This is a genomic window from Lentzea rhizosphaerae, from assembly GCF_042649515.1.
GTDB classification, from domain to species: Bacteria; Actinomycetota; Actinomycetes; order Mycobacteriales; family Pseudonocardiaceae; genus Lentzea; species Lentzea aerocolonigenes.
Genome location: NZ_JBHRZI010000046.1, coordinates 90,903 through 106,737, shown reverse-complemented (window position 1 = coordinate 106,737; position 15,835 = coordinate 90,903). Strand labels below are relative to the sequence as shown.

The 15,835-nt window shown below is 65.5% G+C and carries 16 protein-coding genes; 4 read left to right on the top strand and 12 right to left on the bottom strand.

Annotated features, from left to right (window positions below; genetic code table 11):
• Positions 1 to 57 precede the first annotated feature (57 nt).
• Genes ACFOWZ_RS42315 through ACFOWZ_RS42305 form a run of 3 tightly spaced genes read right to left on the bottom strand, consistent with a single transcriptional unit; the run spans position 58 to position 1,779 of the window.
• Complete coding sequence (locus ACFOWZ_RS42315; protein WP_382379627.1) at positions 58 to 1,230, bottom strand: ThiF family adenylyltransferase; 1,173 nt, start codon at positions 1,228 to 1,230, stop codon at positions 58 to 60.
• Complete coding sequence (locus tag ACFOWZ_RS42310) at positions 1,205 to 1,486, bottom strand: multiubiquitin domain-containing protein (RefSeq protein ID WP_382379626.1); 282 nt, start codon at positions 1,484 to 1,486, stop codon at positions 1,205 to 1,207. The genes ACFOWZ_RS42315 and ACFOWZ_RS42310 overlap by 26 nt, the downstream gene beginning before the upstream one ends.
• A gap of 50 nt (positions 1,487 to 1,536) precedes the next feature.
• Positions 1,537 to 1,779, bottom strand: coding sequence for a DUF2188 domain-containing protein (locus ACFOWZ_RS42305; RefSeq protein WP_382379625.1), 243 nt, complete (start codon positions 1,777 to 1,779; stop codon positions 1,537 to 1,539).
• 142 nt (positions 1,780 to 1,921) lie between these two features.
• On the opposite strand from ACFOWZ_RS42305, the gene ACFOWZ_RS42300 reads away from it, so the two are divergent.
• Together ACFOWZ_RS42300 and ACFOWZ_RS42295 are read left to right on the top strand one after the other, a co-directional pair.
• Complete coding sequence (locus tag ACFOWZ_RS42300; RefSeq protein WP_382379624.1) at positions 1,922 to 2,773, top strand: hypothetical protein; 852 nt, start codon at positions 1,922 to 1,924, stop codon at positions 2,771 to 2,773.
• A 36-nt stretch (positions 2,774 to 2,809) separates the two neighbouring features.
• Positions 2,810 to 3,385 carry an STAS-like domain-containing protein gene (locus ACFOWZ_RS42295; protein ID WP_382379623.1) on the top strand — a complete coding sequence of 192 codons (576 nt, stop codon included), beginning with the start codon at positions 2,810 to 2,812 and terminating at the stop codon, positions 3,383 to 3,385.
• A 17-nt stretch (positions 3,386 to 3,402) separates the two neighbouring features.
• Here ACFOWZ_RS42295 and ACFOWZ_RS42290 read toward each other — a convergent pair whose 3' ends face one another.
• The 3 genes from ACFOWZ_RS42290 to ACFOWZ_RS42280 form a co-directional block, all read right to left on the bottom strand.
• Positions 3,403 to 4,950 carry a pentapeptide repeat-containing protein gene (locus ACFOWZ_RS42290; RefSeq protein ID WP_382379622.1) on the bottom strand — a complete coding sequence of 516 codons (1,548 nt, stop codon included), beginning with the start codon at positions 4,948 to 4,950 and terminating at the stop codon, positions 3,403 to 3,405.
• 238 nt (positions 4,951 to 5,188) lie between these two features.
• Positions 5,189 to 5,827: a DUF2637 domain-containing protein gene (locus tag ACFOWZ_RS42285; protein ID WP_382379621.1), complete on the bottom strand. Its 639-nt coding sequence runs from the start codon at positions 5,825 to 5,827 to the stop codon at positions 5,189 to 5,191.
• Positions 5,828 to 6,289: 462 nt separating this feature from the next.
• Entirely contained in the window at positions 6,290 to 7,627 is a 1,338-nt protein-coding gene (locus ACFOWZ_RS42280; RefSeq protein ID WP_382379620.1) for a ferredoxin reductase family protein, read from the bottom strand.
• A gap of 99 nt (positions 7,628 to 7,726) precedes the next feature.
• Between ACFOWZ_RS42280 and ACFOWZ_RS42275 the strand changes: the two genes are divergently transcribed.
• A complete protein-coding gene (locus tag ACFOWZ_RS42275; RefSeq protein ID WP_382379619.1) occupies positions 7,727 to 8,788 on the top strand; it encodes a LacI family DNA-binding transcriptional regulator in 1,062 nt (353 codons plus the stop codon).
• On the opposite strand, the gene ACFOWZ_RS42270 is transcribed toward ACFOWZ_RS42275, so the two are convergent.
• The 5 genes from ACFOWZ_RS42270 to ACFOWZ_RS42250 all read right to left on the bottom strand — a co-directional run bounded on the left by ACFOWZ_RS42270 (position 8,757) and on the right by ACFOWZ_RS42250 (position 13,766).
• Positions 8,757 to 9,617, bottom strand: a complete 861-nt coding sequence (locus tag ACFOWZ_RS42270; protein WP_382379618.1) for a tachylectin-related carbohydrate-binding protein — start codon at positions 9,615 to 9,617, stop codon at positions 8,757 to 8,759. The two genes, ACFOWZ_RS42275 and ACFOWZ_RS42270, sit on opposite strands and share 32 nt — an antisense overlap.
• Before the next feature lie 15 nt (positions 9,618 to 9,632).
• Positions 9,633 to 11,000: a hypothetical protein gene (locus ACFOWZ_RS42265; protein WP_382379617.1), complete on the bottom strand. Its 1,368-nt coding sequence runs from the start codon at positions 10,998 to 11,000 to the stop codon at positions 9,633 to 9,635.
• A gap of 17 nt (positions 11,001 to 11,017) precedes the next feature.
• On the bottom strand, positions 11,018 to 12,061 hold the full coding sequence (locus tag ACFOWZ_RS42260) for a YncE family protein (protein ID WP_382379616.1): 1,044 nt from the start codon (positions 12,059 to 12,061) through the stop codon (positions 11,018 to 11,020).
• A 284-nt stretch (positions 12,062 to 12,345) separates the two neighbouring features.
• The gene (locus ACFOWZ_RS42255; RefSeq protein ID WP_382379615.1) at positions 12,346 to 13,029 is read right to left on the bottom strand and encodes an SDR family NAD(P)-dependent oxidoreductase; all 684 of its coding nucleotides are present in this window, start codon (positions 13,027 to 13,029) and stop codon (positions 12,346 to 12,348) included.
• Entirely contained in the window at positions 13,026 to 13,766 is a 741-nt protein-coding gene (locus ACFOWZ_RS42250; protein WP_382379614.1) for an inositol monophosphatase family protein, read from the bottom strand. The genes ACFOWZ_RS42255 and ACFOWZ_RS42250 overlap by 4 nt, the downstream gene beginning before the upstream one ends.
• A gap of 116 nt (positions 13,767 to 13,882) precedes the next feature.
• Here ACFOWZ_RS42250 and ACFOWZ_RS42245 point away from each other — a divergent pair, with 116 nt between their 5' ends.
• Positions 13,883 to 14,731, top strand: coding sequence for an SGNH/GDSL hydrolase family protein (locus ACFOWZ_RS42245; RefSeq protein ID WP_382379613.1), 849 nt, complete (start codon positions 13,883 to 13,885; stop codon positions 14,729 to 14,731).
• On the opposite strand, the gene ACFOWZ_RS42240 is transcribed toward ACFOWZ_RS42245, so the two are convergent.
• Positions 14,685 to 15,833, bottom strand: coding sequence for a PucR family transcriptional regulator (locus tag ACFOWZ_RS42240; protein ID WP_382379612.1), 1,149 nt, complete (start codon positions 15,831 to 15,833; stop codon positions 14,685 to 14,687). The genes ACFOWZ_RS42245 and ACFOWZ_RS42240 overlap by 47 nt on opposite strands.
• Positions 15,834 to 15,835 lie beyond the last annotated feature (2 nt).

Sequence of the window (15,835 nt, the reverse complement as noted above, 5' to 3'; positions counted from 1 at the left end):
GCTCCATGGGAGTGGGAAATGATGTCACGAACTCTGGTCGAAGATGAGTTTCCTTGGTCACTGGGCAACCTCGTTAGAGAGCTCGTTGACGTAGATGGAATAGGTCATGGAGGTCTCCTTGGACCCGTCTGCGTAGAAGCTGAGCCAGCGCTTCCATCTACCCACGGCGAAGGTTGCATTCAGAGCATTTAGATCTGCGATCTGGATGTTGCGGCTGTAGTCGTCCTCGTCGACATCGCCGCGCTTCGTTGGGATTTGAGCGTCAGTGGCGGTAGAGTCGGGCAGGCCCAGGGTTACGCGAAGCAAGCCCGAGAGCTTTCCGTCAATCTCCTCAACTCCCATTCCTACATCAATGAACGGGATCTTTCGTTCCCTGAGGTGTTTGATGATGGCGGGCTTGGCTGAAGTGTTGTCCATCGACAAAAAGACAAAAGTGCGATCATTGAGCAGTGTGAGGTTGCTTTCATCGATGAAGACCGGATAGGCGGTGACGCCGGTGTGCATGTGCCCGTACACCTGCGCGAAATACTCTGCCTTATTTGGTCGAGCACGAAGAACCTCGATGTCGGCAGCGCCGGGTGCCCGAAATGCATTGTGGTTGTCGAAGGTGTCGCCGTCGTACAGTGCGATTTCGGCGACCGGTGTCTTCGCCACTAGATCAACGACATAGCCGCCCGTGCCACCCGTGCCGACCACGCCAATCTTCTGGTTGAAGAAGACCTTGTTCAGCGCAGCCAAGCCAGCGCGAGCGGTGGCGGTGTCCCGGTAGCGGAAGGGCAGGTCGTCTTCGACCTCCTGCCACGCTGCGCCTGGGGTCGGGGTAACTGAATCGTCTAGCGCGACGGCTGGGTGGGACAGGATGCGGATGTACGCGGTCACCTTCTCGTATTCGCTGGCGTACCCGTTGGGTCCCGGCTTGCTCGACAGCATGAATGTGGCGCGCATGTCGGAGGTGACGGCATGTTCTTCCGCGTTCGCGCACTTGATCGGCCGGCCGTGCTCGTCGCATGGAGTACTGCCGCCGAACCAGATGCGGTGATCGGTGCCGGACACGATGCGGTCGCCAGCAACCGTGACTGGGTACGTGAGGAAGCCGTACGCAACGGCTGCTTCGGTTGTGACGTATGGGATTTGGCGAACAACCAGGTGGCCCTCCCGGACGACGACGTCGTAGCCGTCGTCCAGAAGACGCCCGAGGTCGGTGTCACGAACGAGTGGTGAGGTAGACATCGAAGACCATCTTGTTCTTGACCTTCACGCTGTGGTTGGCAGTGAGCGAGCCCTTGGGCTTCTCGTTCGGGCCGCGTGAGTACTGGATCGTCACGGTCTCGCCGTCCGCGAGCTGGTGACCGGGGTAGGCGAGCTGGAAGACCTGCTCGAACGAGATCTCCTTCTGGTCCCACGAGTGCTCGCGGGTGTTGACCACGATGGTCACGGTCTTGTTGTCGTGACCGGGGTGCTGCGTGTCGACTTCTGCGGTCGTCATTGACTTCTCCCTGCTGATGCTCGACGGCTCACGAGCCGTGGTGATGTCGGCTACTTGGTGTCGCGTGGGGGAAACGGGTCGCGGGCGGGCGCGACGGTGTCGGAGTCACGGATCCGGCCATCGCGGCCATGAGTGACGACCTCGCCGCCGCCGGCGTTCTGGACGATCTCGCGGGCGCGGTCGACGGCCTGCTGCTGCGTGGGGTGGTGGCCACTCGAGCGCTGTCCACCGGGCTTCTTGATGTCCCAGCCGCCGTCAGGGTTCGGCACGACGTGCCGCTTGGTGTTGCTCATCTCTCGGACCTCCTTGCTCAGGACCCGCTTGGCGGATGCCGCCGGACCACCATCAGCGTATCATCGGTTTCACTGTACTCCGTGAAACCGAATCGCGGAAGGATCACTGTCGGTGTACGCGGGCCTCAGGGAGACTGGAGACATGGAGCTGAACCTCATCGGGGACAAGCCGCTGGCCACAGCAGCCATGCTGAACCTGGTAGGTCCCGAGGTTCTGGTGATCGACGCAAGGGAGATCGGTTTCGTCTGTCCGCTGGACTTGGCTGGCGTGCTTGCCATTGCACACTGGGCGTCCGCGGTAGCCATTCCCGTAATATTCCGCCTACCTAGGGAACCCAACACGGCCTCTTACTTCCAGCGGATGGACGTGCTGCGTCGAATGCCTCTGCATACCCAAATAGTGGGCCGCATCGCGCCTGAGAAACGGGTGGATCTACCGCATCGCTTGCTTGAGGTTTCGCCACTTACGCGAGCCACCGTGGACGATCTGGCTGAGAAGGTCGGCTACCTGATCACAGCGTTCTACCCACCTGATGTTGGGCCAGCTCTAACAAAAGCCTGCAACGAGCTTCTCGATAATGCTGTCGAGCACGGGGAGAGCGATGAAGGAGCCTTCATTGCGGCGCAGACCTACACAGGCGCGACCACTAAGCAGCCGCGGTTGGAGTTGGCGGTCTGCGACAACGGCATCGGAGTTTTGCAACACCTGCGGCAGAACCCGGCGCATCAACACCTTAACTCCGATGTGTACGCACTCGAGGAGGCCTTGAAAGACGGCGTTACGGGCACCTCGGACACACGAGGCCACGGTCTCGGTGATCTCATCGACGGTGGAGGGAAGTACGGCACGATCCGCTTCCATATTCGTTCCGGTACAGGTGAGATCACCGTCACTGCAGGCGATCAGCCTCGAACCGTGTCGCGTCGCCCTCGTCCAGACCAAACCCGAGGCACTTGGGCGTGGCTGTCCCACGAACTTCCGCAACACCCGTAAAGATGGTTCAATCGGTACAATGAAACCGGAGAAACCATGACACACGCAGCCGTCTTCAACGTCGTCCAGCTGGGTGAGTTCCCCGCTACGCGTAGCAAGGCCCGCGATGGTCGCAGCCTGCTTGAGGGGATCCTCGCGGGTAAGACCGGAGTCGATCTCACCATCGACTTCACCAACGTGACGGCGATGACCATCAGCTTCGCTGACGAGTTCCTCGGTAAGTTCCTGGCCTCTCTCGATGCCGCAAGTCAAGATGTGACGCTCAAGGTCACCGGCTTGAACGTTGAGAACGCCGAGGCGGTCACCATCTGTCTCGAGCGCCGGGACGTCCAAGTGGTTGTCCTTGATAGAGACGGGACGCTCAAGCTTGATGGGCCGGCACCACTCCCCGAGACTTTCGATGCAGCCTTGGAGCTAGGTGATTTTAAAGCAAATGACCTCGCTCAACGGCTCGGTATCAGCCCTCAGAATGCCAACAATCGGCTAAAGCGCCTTACAGCCGTGGGCGCCCTTCGTAAAACCAGGACTGTCGGTGCGGCGCGCGGAGGTAAAGAATTCGCTTATTCCGCCGTCAGGGCGAGTATTCCTGATATGGATAGTCTAACTCTTTGAGATGTTGATGCATTCTCCTACGGTCGACGCCATGCGGAGTTCTTTTGTTTTTCTAGCTCTGCGGCGCGGTCGGCGTCAGCGGGGACGAGGGTGCCATAAGAGTCATGATCATCATGACTTTCTTTCCAACCTTCCGGCCAGTACCTCAGTTTCGGGTTCTTAGTTGCGGCAATTCTGGTCGCGCCAAAGAAGACACCGTTTACGGAGTTACTGCGCCCGGAATCCTTCGCGTCGAAGATGACGCCTTCAAATAGTGCGCCACTGTCGAAAATTGCTCCGCTGAAGTCGGTGAATATTTCATCGCGAAACCTGGTGCTCTCGACGTAAATTCCTTCCGGCTGAAATGAAACTAGGCCCTTAAAGTGGGCTTCTTTGAAGCTTGCCGTGTCATGGAATTCCGATCCTTCAAATAAGCAGTATTGGTTGAACTTGGCTTCATCGAACTCGGCCTTCCCGTGGAAGTGCACACCGCCAAAGTATGCTTCTTTGCTGAATGATGCAGATCTGAAGTGTGCATCGCCAAAGAATAGTGCATCTTCAAAAATTGCTCCTTCTTCGAACTTTGCTCCGATGAAGTAGGCGCCTCCTGTGCCGGATGGACCGTTTTTACCCCATGGCTCGCCTTCGAAAGTTGCTCTAACGAAGAAAGACTCCCCAGTGAATATTGCAGAGTTGAAGAGTGCTTGTCGCGCTCGGCAGTTTTCGAAGTTGAAGTGATCTAATTTCGCTCCCGTCAAGTCGATGTCGATGTTCGACCAGAAGTCGACAGGGGCGAATTTGCTCCAACGCGGCCACTTGAGGTGTTTGCAAAGAAGCCTTTGTGCAGTCTTTCGAACTTCTGACTCTTGCTGAAGGCGAACCTTTTCGTCCATTTCCTCTTTGGTGGAAGTGTCTTTCTTGTTCTGTTTTGGTTCGGGGTCGTTTACTGGCATGCGCAAGTACGCGCAGATTACGTCCGCGACCGTCTGGCGGTGGTTTTGATTGGCCTGAGCGAGACGTTCCAAGGCGTATAGAGCAGCAAGTCTAACGGCTGCATTTTCGTGGCCAAGCTGATTGACGGCATTGTTGTAGAGCTCGGTGATCCTTTTTTCTGTGGCATCGTGAGTGGTGTCCGCTGCAGTGAGCTCCTGATGCCATTGACGCCGTACGGCCAGGAGCAACGCGAGCACGCCACCGGTTCCGGCGCCGATGCTTAGTCCAGTTTTGATTGCTTCAACACGGGCGGCTGCGGGATCCTTCGCTCGATTTGCCTCGGTGAGTAACCAGCTTGTTGTCAGCCATCCGACTATGACGATGATGGCACCGCACAAGGCTACAGTCCACCAATTGAGAGTGAACGTGCCAGGAGAATTTTCTTTGGGCGGGGTGATCAGGCGCCTTGCGGCAATAAAGAACAGTATTGCGGCGATTATCAAGAATGATGCTTGCGGCAGGTACGGGCGCGCGGTTCTCACCACAGCAATCCAGTCAGGCCAGCCTGACATCGCGCTCAGCGACGCGGAAACCGCGACGAGACCGCCGATGCTCGGGACAAGTGCGCGCTTTGCCCTTGATGTGTCCACCACGCTAGATACTGTCGTGCAACCGCTCGCATTCGCTACATCAAGGCGTGCGGGACGTTGTGCCAGCTTGGGACGGTGGTCCGGTGGGACAGCGCTAGTGCCCGCCGCAACGATAGTGAACAGGTGCCGAGGCCCAGCTCAGGCCTAGGCGATGTTGTCTCGCGTCCGAAGTCCTCCAGCTGTACCGAGCGTCTGTTGGGAACCTTCGAGGCTGTTTACACGTTCGAGTGGCTCTGAATCGTCAGTGTGTGGCGCAGTCTGCCCTCGTGTGGCCCTCCTCCTTCCATCGGCGGAGCAGTTTTCGGCCATAGTTGTTGGTGCCAGCGACGCGGTCGAGTTCGGCACCACTCGGCCAGCGGCCGCGGGCGCGCTGGATCTGGAAGTAGGCCCACATCTGCTCTTCAGCGGTTGGTTCGCGGACGGGATCCGTATGCGAGCCGTCTACGAGACGCACCACCCGGCCGATCTCGGCCGTCTCGTCGCTGGTCTCGGTCGAGATCTCGGCTCGGCGGCGCTTGAGCGAGTGGTTCAGCAGTTCGACTGCGAGCAGCAGGGCCAGCGGCGGGCAGGCAGCAACCGCGACTGCGAATGCCGTCAGTTCGGGAGCCGAGGCGATGTTGGCGCACAGCGACAGCACGATGCCGAACCCGAAGGCCGACCACGCCTTCCAACGGGAGCCGGCACCGCTCTTCCACAGCTCGACCGTCGCCGAGGTGAGCAGCCCGTCCACGATCAGTGGCCAGATCGCCGCGGTTGTCGCATCGGCGCCGTGCCGAAGCGCGAACTCCCGACCATGGCGATACGACGCATACGCTGCGCCGAGTGCCACCAGCCCGGTACATGCGCACTGGAGCCAGAGTGACCAGTCCTGGCGCCTCATCGGGCATCACCGCTACGGCGCCGACGGCGATGCGTGATCGGAACGGTGGCAGATATCTGCAGTTCACGGCAGGTGCGACCCCGCAAGGATTCAGTGCGTACCGCGTCGGGGGCACCATCTGCGGCAGTACCGCCACGTGGTGCTTGAGCAGGCATTTTGCGTGGCGCTGGAGCCGGTTTCGCGGTCGTTCCGGCTGGGTCTGATGCCTCCGAACGATGACCGGGAGACAGCGGAGAGTAACCGCTAGTTGATCTTGGTCAGCGGTCAGGTGGACGCTGAGCCGAGTGATCTTGGACGGTGTCGTAGCTGCAGGTCAGGGGCTTTTGGTGCGTTTAACGGCGTGATGTTGCCTGTCTGCGGCCGGACGGCTTCGGCGTGTCGGACGATGTGGTCTTCGTCACGAGATGGCGCCGCTTCGGGGCTCGCCGCCGGAGCAGCGAGCCCGTCCACCTCAGCCAGGAGTCACGCCAGCCCGAACCGCTCCGAGTGCACCTGCCGCCCAGGCACCTTCAACCGGCGCAGCGCGCTGAGCACCGCCGAGGTCATCGCGGGCGGCCCGCACACGTACACGTCGCGCTCGTCGATGTCGGGAACCAGGGTGCGGAGACTGCCCGGCTCGAACGGCGAGGGCCTGTCCGCCGTGCGGCCGGTGAGCAGGTGCAGTCGGCCGCCGCGTTCCGAGACCAGCGTGCGCACCTCGTCGGCCAGGACGGCGTCCTCGGCGTTGCGGACGCGGTAGAGCACCACGACGTCGCCTGCCGGTTCCTCCTCCAGAAGGGCTCGGATCGGCGTGATGCCCACCCCGCCGGCGATCAGCAGGGCGCCGGGGCGCGTGCGGTGCAGTGAGGTGAACGCGCCGTACGGGCCTTCGACGAACGCTCGGCTTCCCACCGGGACGTTGCGCAGGCCGGCGCTGACCTTGCCCACTGCCTTGGCCGTCAGGCGCAACGTGCGGCCGTCGGGTGCTGCCGAGAGGGAGAACGGGTTTGCGAGCCACCAGTGGTTGTGGCCGGGGAAGCGCCAGATGCAGAACTGGCCTGCCCTGGCCGGCAGCTTGTCGAGGTGGCGGCCGGTGACGTGGATCGACACCACGTCGTCGGACTCCGGGACGACTGCCGCGACCTCGAAGTGGTGGTAGGCGTTGCGCCACAGGGGCATCACGATCCGGCCGATGACGAGCGCGCCGAACGCGAACAGCCACAGGGCCCACCAGTAGATCTGGGCGAACGGCGAGGACTTGAAGGTCGTGGTCTCCCGCAGCTGGTGGACGAACGCCAGGCCCAACGCCAAGTACAGCAACAGGTGCAGACCGTGCCACGTCTCGTACCGCAGCCGCCGCCGCACGGATCGGGTGGAGACCGTGCCGATCACGACGATGATCAGCGCGGCGCACATGCCGAGCAGCGAGGCCGGTACTCCGGCCAGTGCGAGGAACGTCTTGCCCATCGACGCGTTGTCGAGCGTCGCGTAGCCCAGCACCACGATGAAGGCGTGGGTGAGGATGGTCCACAGCAGGGTGAAGCCGACCCAGCGGTGCCAGACCGTGAGCCGGTCCATGCCGATCCGGCGGTCGAGCCACGGGAGCCGCGCCACCAGCAGCAGTTGGAACAGCATCACCACGGCGGCGTGCATGCCGAAGAACTTGGCGACCGTCAGCACCTCGTTCTTGCCGGTTCCGGCGGTGAAGAAGAGGACCTCGACGATCACCAGGTTGACGACGACGAACGCCCACAGCGCCCACCGCGCCGCGACGACCGGAGGTGCGGTGCGTTGCCGCACCTGTGAAATCTTTGCCTCCACCGCTTCCCCTCTGTCCACATGAAGCACTCGTTCCCACCCGCGTTCGCCGGTAGGTTGAGTGATTAACGTCTTAACCACAAGCCGGGCGGGCCTGTTGAGATGGACCTGAAGACCACGCATGTCTGGCGGCGTCCCACGCTCGGAGCCGTGGCCGCACTGGCCGGGGTCTCCACGGCGACGGTGTCGAACGCTCTCAACGGCACCGGACGGGTGTCCGAGGCGACGAGGCAGCGCGTGATCGCCGCGGCCCGCGAGCTCGGTCACGCCCCCGCCAGCACGGCGAGGGCCGTGGCGTCCGGCAGCACCGGGGTGCTCGGCCTGACGATGACGACGTACGGCGACCTTCCCGTGTCGTACACCGAGATCCCGTACTACGGACAGCTGGCGCTGGGCGCGATGGCGGCGGCGCACGAGCGCGGCTACATGCTCATGGTGATGCCGAGTTCGTTGTCACCGTGGATGTGGCTCAGCACGCCGATGGACGGTGTCATCCACGTCGGACCGCGCGCCGACGACCCGGTGCGTTCCCTCCTGCGGGAACGCGGCATCCCGATCGTCAGCGAGGGCAGACCGTGCCGGCCGTGCCCTGGCGACGCGTGGGTGGACGCCGACCACGACGCGGGACTGCGGCTCGCGCTCGACCACCTCGCCCAGGCCGGCGCCCGGCGGATCGCGCTCACCCTGCCGGTGCACGACGACACGTACCCGCACCTGGTCGAGCAGGCCTACGTGTCCTGGTGCGCCGAACGGGACGTGCCGATCCTCGTCGAGAGGTACGCCTCGCTGCCCGACTACTTCACGACCGAGCAGACCGCGGCCGGCCTGCTGCTCGACCGCGGTCCGCGACCGGACGCCGTCGTCGGCGTCTACTCCGACTCGGGCCACAACATCCTCGCCGCCGCCCGGCACCACGGGCTCCGGGTGCCGCGGGACCTGCTGGTGGCGTGCATCAGCGAGGACCCGGACTACGCGACGACGACCCCGCCCGTGACCGCGGTGAGCCTGCGCCCGGACCGGGTCGGTGAGGAGGCGGTCGACCTGCTGATCGCGCTCATCAACGAACGGACCGGCGTGGACCGGCGCCGGCTCGTGCAGCCGGAGCTGGTCCTCCGCCGGTCCACTCACGGACTCAGTTCTTCTTCACCTGGTTCAGCCGGGTGATCACCGCGCCACCGTCCTGCGGACCGAACGAGTTGCAGGCGGAGACCCACGGGAACCGGCTGCACGCGTTGGACTGCACGACGACGTCCTGCTCGCTGTTCCAGCCGTAACCGATGATCTTGGCGTTCTTCCACGTCTTGGCGACCGGGTTGTAGCTGTACCAGAGCAGGTTGCCGTTGTTCTGGTTGACGGCGTAGAACGTCTCGCCGCCGCCCGAGCTGAGGTTCTTCAGGTTCGCCCAGCCCGTGGTGACCGCGGAGACGGGCTTGACCCACGTCGCCGTGGCGCCGGACCAGAAGTCGATGTAGTAGCGGTACATCGCACCGGCGGCGTTGCGCGCGTAGACCACACCACGGCTCGTCGCCACGATCGCGTTGTACTGGGTCAGCCCGGTGTCCAGCAGAGCGCCCTGCACGGCCCACTGCTGGGTCGCGAAGTTGTAGTAGTGCGCCTTGAGGTTGCCGAGGGTGTCGAGCGTGTAGATCACGCCGTCCTCGTCCACCGAGATCCGGTAGCGGGTGTTGGCCGCCGTGTAGGACCAGCCCTGGGCGAGCACGAGGTACTCGCTGCCGTTGAACAGGTCCCAGTTGGTTCCGTTGTAGTGCAACAGTCTCAGTTCACCGCCGGTGGTGATGCTGAACATCCACCCGCTCGGGCCCGCGAGCACGCGGCCCTGCCAGCCCGCGCCCACCTGGTAGCTCTCGCCCCAGGAGAACGTGCCGGTGGTCGGCGTCGAGTGTTCGAACAGGTAAAGGTCGCCGACGTTGTCGCACGGGTAGACCGGAGCGAGGCCGTAGCGGGCCGACAACGTGGTGCTGGGTCCTGGCATGTCTCACTCCACCCCTCAGAGGTTCAGCATGGCGGTGCAGGCGTCGAGAACCAGACGCTCGGTGGTCCCGGCCGCGGCGGCGCCGCTCGGGGTGAACTTCAGCGGTGCGGGCCAGGCGTAGAACGTCGTCCACGAGCCAGGGCCCGACATCTGGTCGTCGTCGGTCCAACCGGCCTCGTAGCCGAAGTGCTTCGCCTCGCCTGCCTGCAGGACGCCGTTGGCCGCGACGTAGCCCTCGGTCTCGTTGGCGTAGGCCATGATCCAGAGCCAGCCCGGGGTCTGGTTCTGCAACGTCACCGCGTACTGCGAGAGGACCTCGTGCGACATCGCGAGGATGTTCAGGCCGCCCAGGTTCCAGCGCTGGATGGGCATCGGGAACACCTTGGGCAGGCCGGGGCCGCTGATCTTCTCGATCATGACCTCGGCGTGGCGGTACGCGAAGTCGTCCGGCGGGAAGGTGTCGATCCGGTTGTTGTACGAGTTCCTGGCGCGGATCACCGCCGCCGGGTCGCCGAAGTCCACCGTCAGCGGGAGGTTGACCTCGTTGTAGAAGGTGCTGACCGGACCGGTGACGGCGTTCCAGCCGCCCGAGTTCACCATCGACACGACCGCGTTGCCCAGTGTCGTGCCGAGGTTGGTGACCTGGCTGGGGGAATGCGGGTCGTTGGGCTCCTGGTCGCCCGCGGCGCCCTGGAAGAACAACGCCTGCACGCCCAGCGCGTTGCTGATCACGTCGGTCGCGGCACCGGGGTAGTCGCTGCAGAAGACCCTGTCGTTGCCGCGGGACACGGCGTGGCAGGCGTATCCGAAGAGGACGGTGAACAGGCTGTTGTTGCTCGTGCGGCGGGCGATCAGCGCGGAGATCGTGGTGAGGACGTTGGGTTCCTCTGCCCGGTTGTAGCCGATCGTCGTGTCGCCTTCCTTGTACCACAAGGTGACCGGCGTGCGGCTCATTGCGAGCGTCTGCTCCACGAGGGTGATCATCTGGTCGATGAACACCGTGGTGGTGCCCTCGATCGCGCTGATGTCCGCGGGCGTCAGGTTCATCATCACGTACGGGCTCGGGCTCGTCGTGCCGATCATCGGGCCGGAGTGGGTGTGGCTGACGATGATCAGGAAGTTGCCGTTGTTGTTGCCCACCAACGGCACCACGGCGGACCTGATCGCCTGGTGGACGTAGCGCGGGATGCTGACGACGTCGACGCGCAGCATGACCTTGGGGCCGTTGCCGTCGTCGATCACGACGCACTGCGCGCGCAGCCGTCGGTCGACCGCGCCCTGGTTGCCGCGGGGCGCGCCGCAGTAGCCGCCCATCCACAGGCTCGGGTAGGTGGGCCAGGTCGGGGTGTAGTCCAGGGTCTTGACGGCCATGGAGAAAGGCATCGCGGGTTCCTCCCGGCTCAGACGGTCTCGACGAACGCGACGCAGGTCGGCGTGTTCGAGTTGGGGGTCGACAGGGAGTTGTCCGGCTTGCCGGACGCGGTGTCCGCGGACGTGACCTTGCGGTTCTTCTTGTCCAGCACGAACGCGCGGTCACCGTCCTTGCTCATCGTGAGAGGACCGTTCGCCTTGCCGTTGGGCTCCTTCGTCCTGACCTTGTTGGACGCGATGTTCACCGTGACGAGCTGCGAGTCGGCGTTGCGGCCCGCGTAGAGGCTGACCACCGCGAACGTTCCGTTCGGGTGCACCGCCAGGCCGCAGGGGACGCCCTCCAGCTCGGTCGTGCCCGACTTGCCGCCACGCAGGTCGTACGTGACCAGTTCGCGCAACGAGGCCGCGTAGAGGCTCTTGCCCTTGGGGTCGATGGCGAGTTCGAGCACCTGCTTCTCGGTCCTGAACGAACCGGCCACCGCGTTCTTCGCGGTGTCGACGATCGTGATGCCCTTCGCCCGCTCGTCGCCGACGAACAGCTGCGTGCCGTCCGGCGTCAAGGCCAGCGAGCGCGGCCACAGTCCCGCGTTGATCCGGGCACGGACGTCGCCGGTCGCCGCGTCCACCACGGCCACGTGCCCGCGGGAACCACCGGCACCGCTCGACCCGGTCGCGACGTAGATGATCTTGCCGTCGGGTGAGACCACCACCTCGTTGGCGAACCCGCCCACGGCGATCTCGCCGGTGACCTTGGCGGCGTCCACGTCCACGACGCTCAGGCCCGGCCCGAACGCCGTTGCCACGTAGGCGCGCAGGCCGTCCGGCGAGCCGGTGATCCCGTTGGGCTGGCCGTTGACGGCGACGATCGTGGACGGGCCGGTCAGACTCGGGTCGGCGAGCTGCACGATCCCGTTGCCCAGGTGGTCCACGCTGCCGATGATCAGCTTCTTGCTTCCGGGCGCCGCCGAGGCGACTCCGGCGAACACGCTGTGTCCCACGACGCTCACCGCGGCACCTCCCAGCGCGGCGGTCAGCAGTGTCCGTCGGGAAAGTCCTCGGTTCTCGGTTGTCATGTCGTCCGTCCCCCTCTGGTCCAGGTCGACTGGTTGAGGATTCGACGAAGAGGACGCGCGTGTTATCACTCCGGGTAGTCATTTTTGAGTCCGTGACCAACTTGACACATTCCATAGCCAGCTAATACGCACAGTGGTGGCCAGGTGACATATCGCGTCTGACCTGGGGTTCTTGTGCGGGTCGAGGAAAGGTCTTTGTGCTCTGTTGGTGTAACGGACGCTGATGTACGCGCGTGCGCGGGTCACGGATAGTGATGTTTGCTAACGATCGCTGCTGGGTAGGGCTACCAGGTCGGGCGAGCCGTGACGCCGCCGTCGACCACGAGGTCGTGGCCGGTGATCCACGAGGCGAGGTCCGAGGCGAGGAACACGCACGCGTTGCCGATGTCCTCCGGCGTCCCGAGCCGCCCCAACGGTGCCGCCGCCTGCCACCGGGTGACGCCCTCCGGCCACTGCTCCTCGATGCCGGGCCTGGCCACCAGGCCCGGTGACACGGTGTTGACGCGGATCCCGCGCGGGCCGTACTCCAGCGCCGCCGCACGCGCGTGCATGATCAGCGCGGCCTTCGAGGCGGCGTAGTGGGCGTGGCCGGGCGCCGGGTGGGACCCCTCGATCGACGCGATGTGGGTGATCGAACCGCCGCGGCCCAGGTGGCGCACCGCGGCCTGAGTGACGGCGAACGGGACCGTCAGGTTCGTGTCCACGACGGACCGCCACTGCTCGGTCGTCATGTCCGGCAACGGTTCCACGGGCTGCACACCGGCGTTGTTGACGACCGCGTCCAGCCTGCCGTGCCGTGCGACGGCCTCGTCGACGATCCTCGGGGCGTCCGTGCGCAGGTCGCCGTCGGCACGTCCGAGGTGGCGGACGACCGTGGCGCCCGCGTCCGCGAACCGGGCCGCGATGCCCGCGCCGATGGTGCCGCCGGCTCCGGTGACCAGCACGACCCTGCCGCCGAGATCGATCACGAGACGACACCCTCCAGTCGGTCGGCCAGCCACGACACGATCTCACCCCGGCCCGCCACGAACCCGTTGGAACCGATCTCGCGGAACTCCCCGCCCGACGAGCGGACGAGCACCGCGCCCGCCGCGACGTCCCACGGGTGGATGCCGAGGTTCGCCGTCGCGTCCGCCCGCCCGGCCGCGACCCAGGCGAGCGACAGGGCTGTGGAGTAGACGCGGCGCACGTCCGCGACCTCCATCAGCTCGCCCAGCAGGTCCATCTCGCCGCGGTACGGGCTGCCGGGCAACGGGATGTCGGTCAGCACGAGCGGCCGCGGACTGGTGCCGGGCGGGATCACCAGCCCGGTCGAGCGGACCGTGAACGGCACGTCGACGGCCGCCGTGAACAGCTCGTCGCGGAACGGGTCCAGCACGCAGCCCGCGACCAGCTCGCCGTCGACGGCCGCGGCCACCGAGATGCACGACAAGGGCAGTCCGCGCACGAAGTTGCGGGTGCCGTCGATCGGGTCGACGTACCAGGTGATCGGGGCCCGTGACGATCCGAGCTCCTCTCCGATCACCGCCGACTCCGGCACGGCTGCCACGAGCACCCGGCGCAGGAACGCCTCGACCTCCAGGTCCGCCGAGCTGACCTGGTCGAACGTGCCCTTCGCCGACACGTCGACCGGCAGCTCGTGCAGCAGTTTCGCGGCGTCCGCGCAGGACCGTGCGGCCAGAGCGAGAAGATCCCCAGGAGTCACGGCTCCATTGTGATCCGTCACAAACACGTCCGGCTGACTCTGGGCAGCGTCCCACCCGCGGCAGTGACCAGAACCACCACGATGAGCAGACCTGACAGCGACGTTGGAGGTTCGGAATGCGCATCGTGGCCGGGTTGGCGCTCGTGGCGACGTTGGTCGCCGGAACAACCGCAGCACAGGCGGACGACACCCTCGACTACGTGGCACTGGGGGACTCGGCGGCGGCCGGTCCGCTCATCCCGAACCAGGACCCGGCGCTGTGGTGCCTGCGCTCGGACCAGAACTACCCGCAGGTCGCGGCGAAGCTGCTCGGCGCGAGGCTCACCGACGTCACGTGCTCCGGCGCGAAGACCGACGACTTCGCGGGCCGCCAGTTCGGTTTCGTCGCACCGCAGTACGACGCGTTGAAGCCGAGCACCGACCTCGTGTCGCTGACGATCGGCGCCAACGACATCGGCCTGTTCCAGACCGCGTTGAGCTGCATCAACCTCCTCCCCGAACCGGCGGGGCTGTCCTGCAAGGACCGCTACACCGCCGGTGGTACCGACCAGCTCGCCGCGGCCGTGGAGAAGTGGGCGCCGGAGTTCGGCGCCGCGCTGGACGAGATCAAGCGCCGTTCGCCCAACGCGAAGCTGCTGGTGACCGGGTACGGCACGTACATCAGGCCCGGCGGCTGCTACCCGCGTCAGCCGGTCTGGGGCCGCGACGGCGACTACCTGCAGAGCGTCATGAACAGGATCAGCGCGACGGCGAAGGCCGAGGCGTCCCAGCGCGGTGCGACGTTCGTGGACTTCGCCGCGGTGACCGTCGGGCACGACATCTGCGCAGAACCCGCCGACCGGTACCTCGAAGGCCTGATCCCGACGACGATCGCGGCACCGCTGCACCCCAACGCCGCGGGCATGAAGGCGTTCGGGACTACGGTCGCGAGCGCCGTGCGGCCAGCGCAGCCGTCAGCAGCGTGACGTGCTCGATCCGGGTCGGGTCCAGCCCGGTCAGCTCGGCGACCCGACGCAGCCGGTAGTCGACGGTGTTCGGGTGCACGTGCAGCTCGGTCGCGGCAGGACGCCGTGACCCGCGCCGGAGGTAGACCTCCAGCGTCTGCACCAGTTCCTCGGTCAACGGTTCCACAATGGAAGCCAACGGCCCGAGCGCCGCGCTCGGCCGGGACAGCTGGTACTCGAGCAGCACGTCGGTGAGCCGGTACAGGCCAGGACCCGACCGCACGGCCACGGCGAGGACCTCGCGCGCGAGCCCGGCGGCGGCCGCGACCCCGGAGGGCTGGGTCGCGACCGCCGCCACCGTGATCGGCACACCCGCGGCCTTCGCGACGTCCGCGACGATCCGGTCCACGCGGTCGTCCTCGCCGGGCAGCAGCGCGATCCCACCGTCCGGGGTGAGCGAGGACAGCACCGGCTCCCGGCTGTGCCGCTCCAGCTCGGTCCGCAGCCGGCGGAGCTTCCGCCGCCCGGCGATGGCCGCGTCCACACCGGCCAGCAGCTCGTCGGGGTGCGGCGGCACGTGCAGCGCCAGCACCACGAGCGGTCCGGATGCCTCCACGGACCCGTCGAGCAACCCGGCCAGCAACGTGTGCCGCGCGGACCTCTCGTCGTCGAACATCGTCTGCCGCTCGTCGAGGTACCCGGCGCTCACGACCGGCGTCACGAGCTGGAGGTACCGCAACGCCAACGCGTTCAGCGCCAGCACCTCCCCGACCTCCTCCGGCCGCGCCTCGGGCACCAGCGACTCCCACACGACCTGGATGCCCACGTGGTACGCCGTGAGCACCACGTCGATCGGCACGCCCTCCTCGGCCCGCCGCGCCGCCGACTCGCGCAGGAACCGCAACTCGTCCTCCGACGGCAGCTCACCGCTCCCGAGCACCTGGGCGAAGGCGCGCAACGCGTGGTCGACGACCCGGAAGATGTCGCCCTGGAGCTCCTCGGCGGGCAGCTGGGCGTACGCGGGGACGCGCTCGACCAGCGCCGCGATCACCTGCCGCGCGAAGGAGGGCAGCTCCGCGACGATCCGGTCGGCCACCGGACGTCCGCCGATCACGTAGGACATCC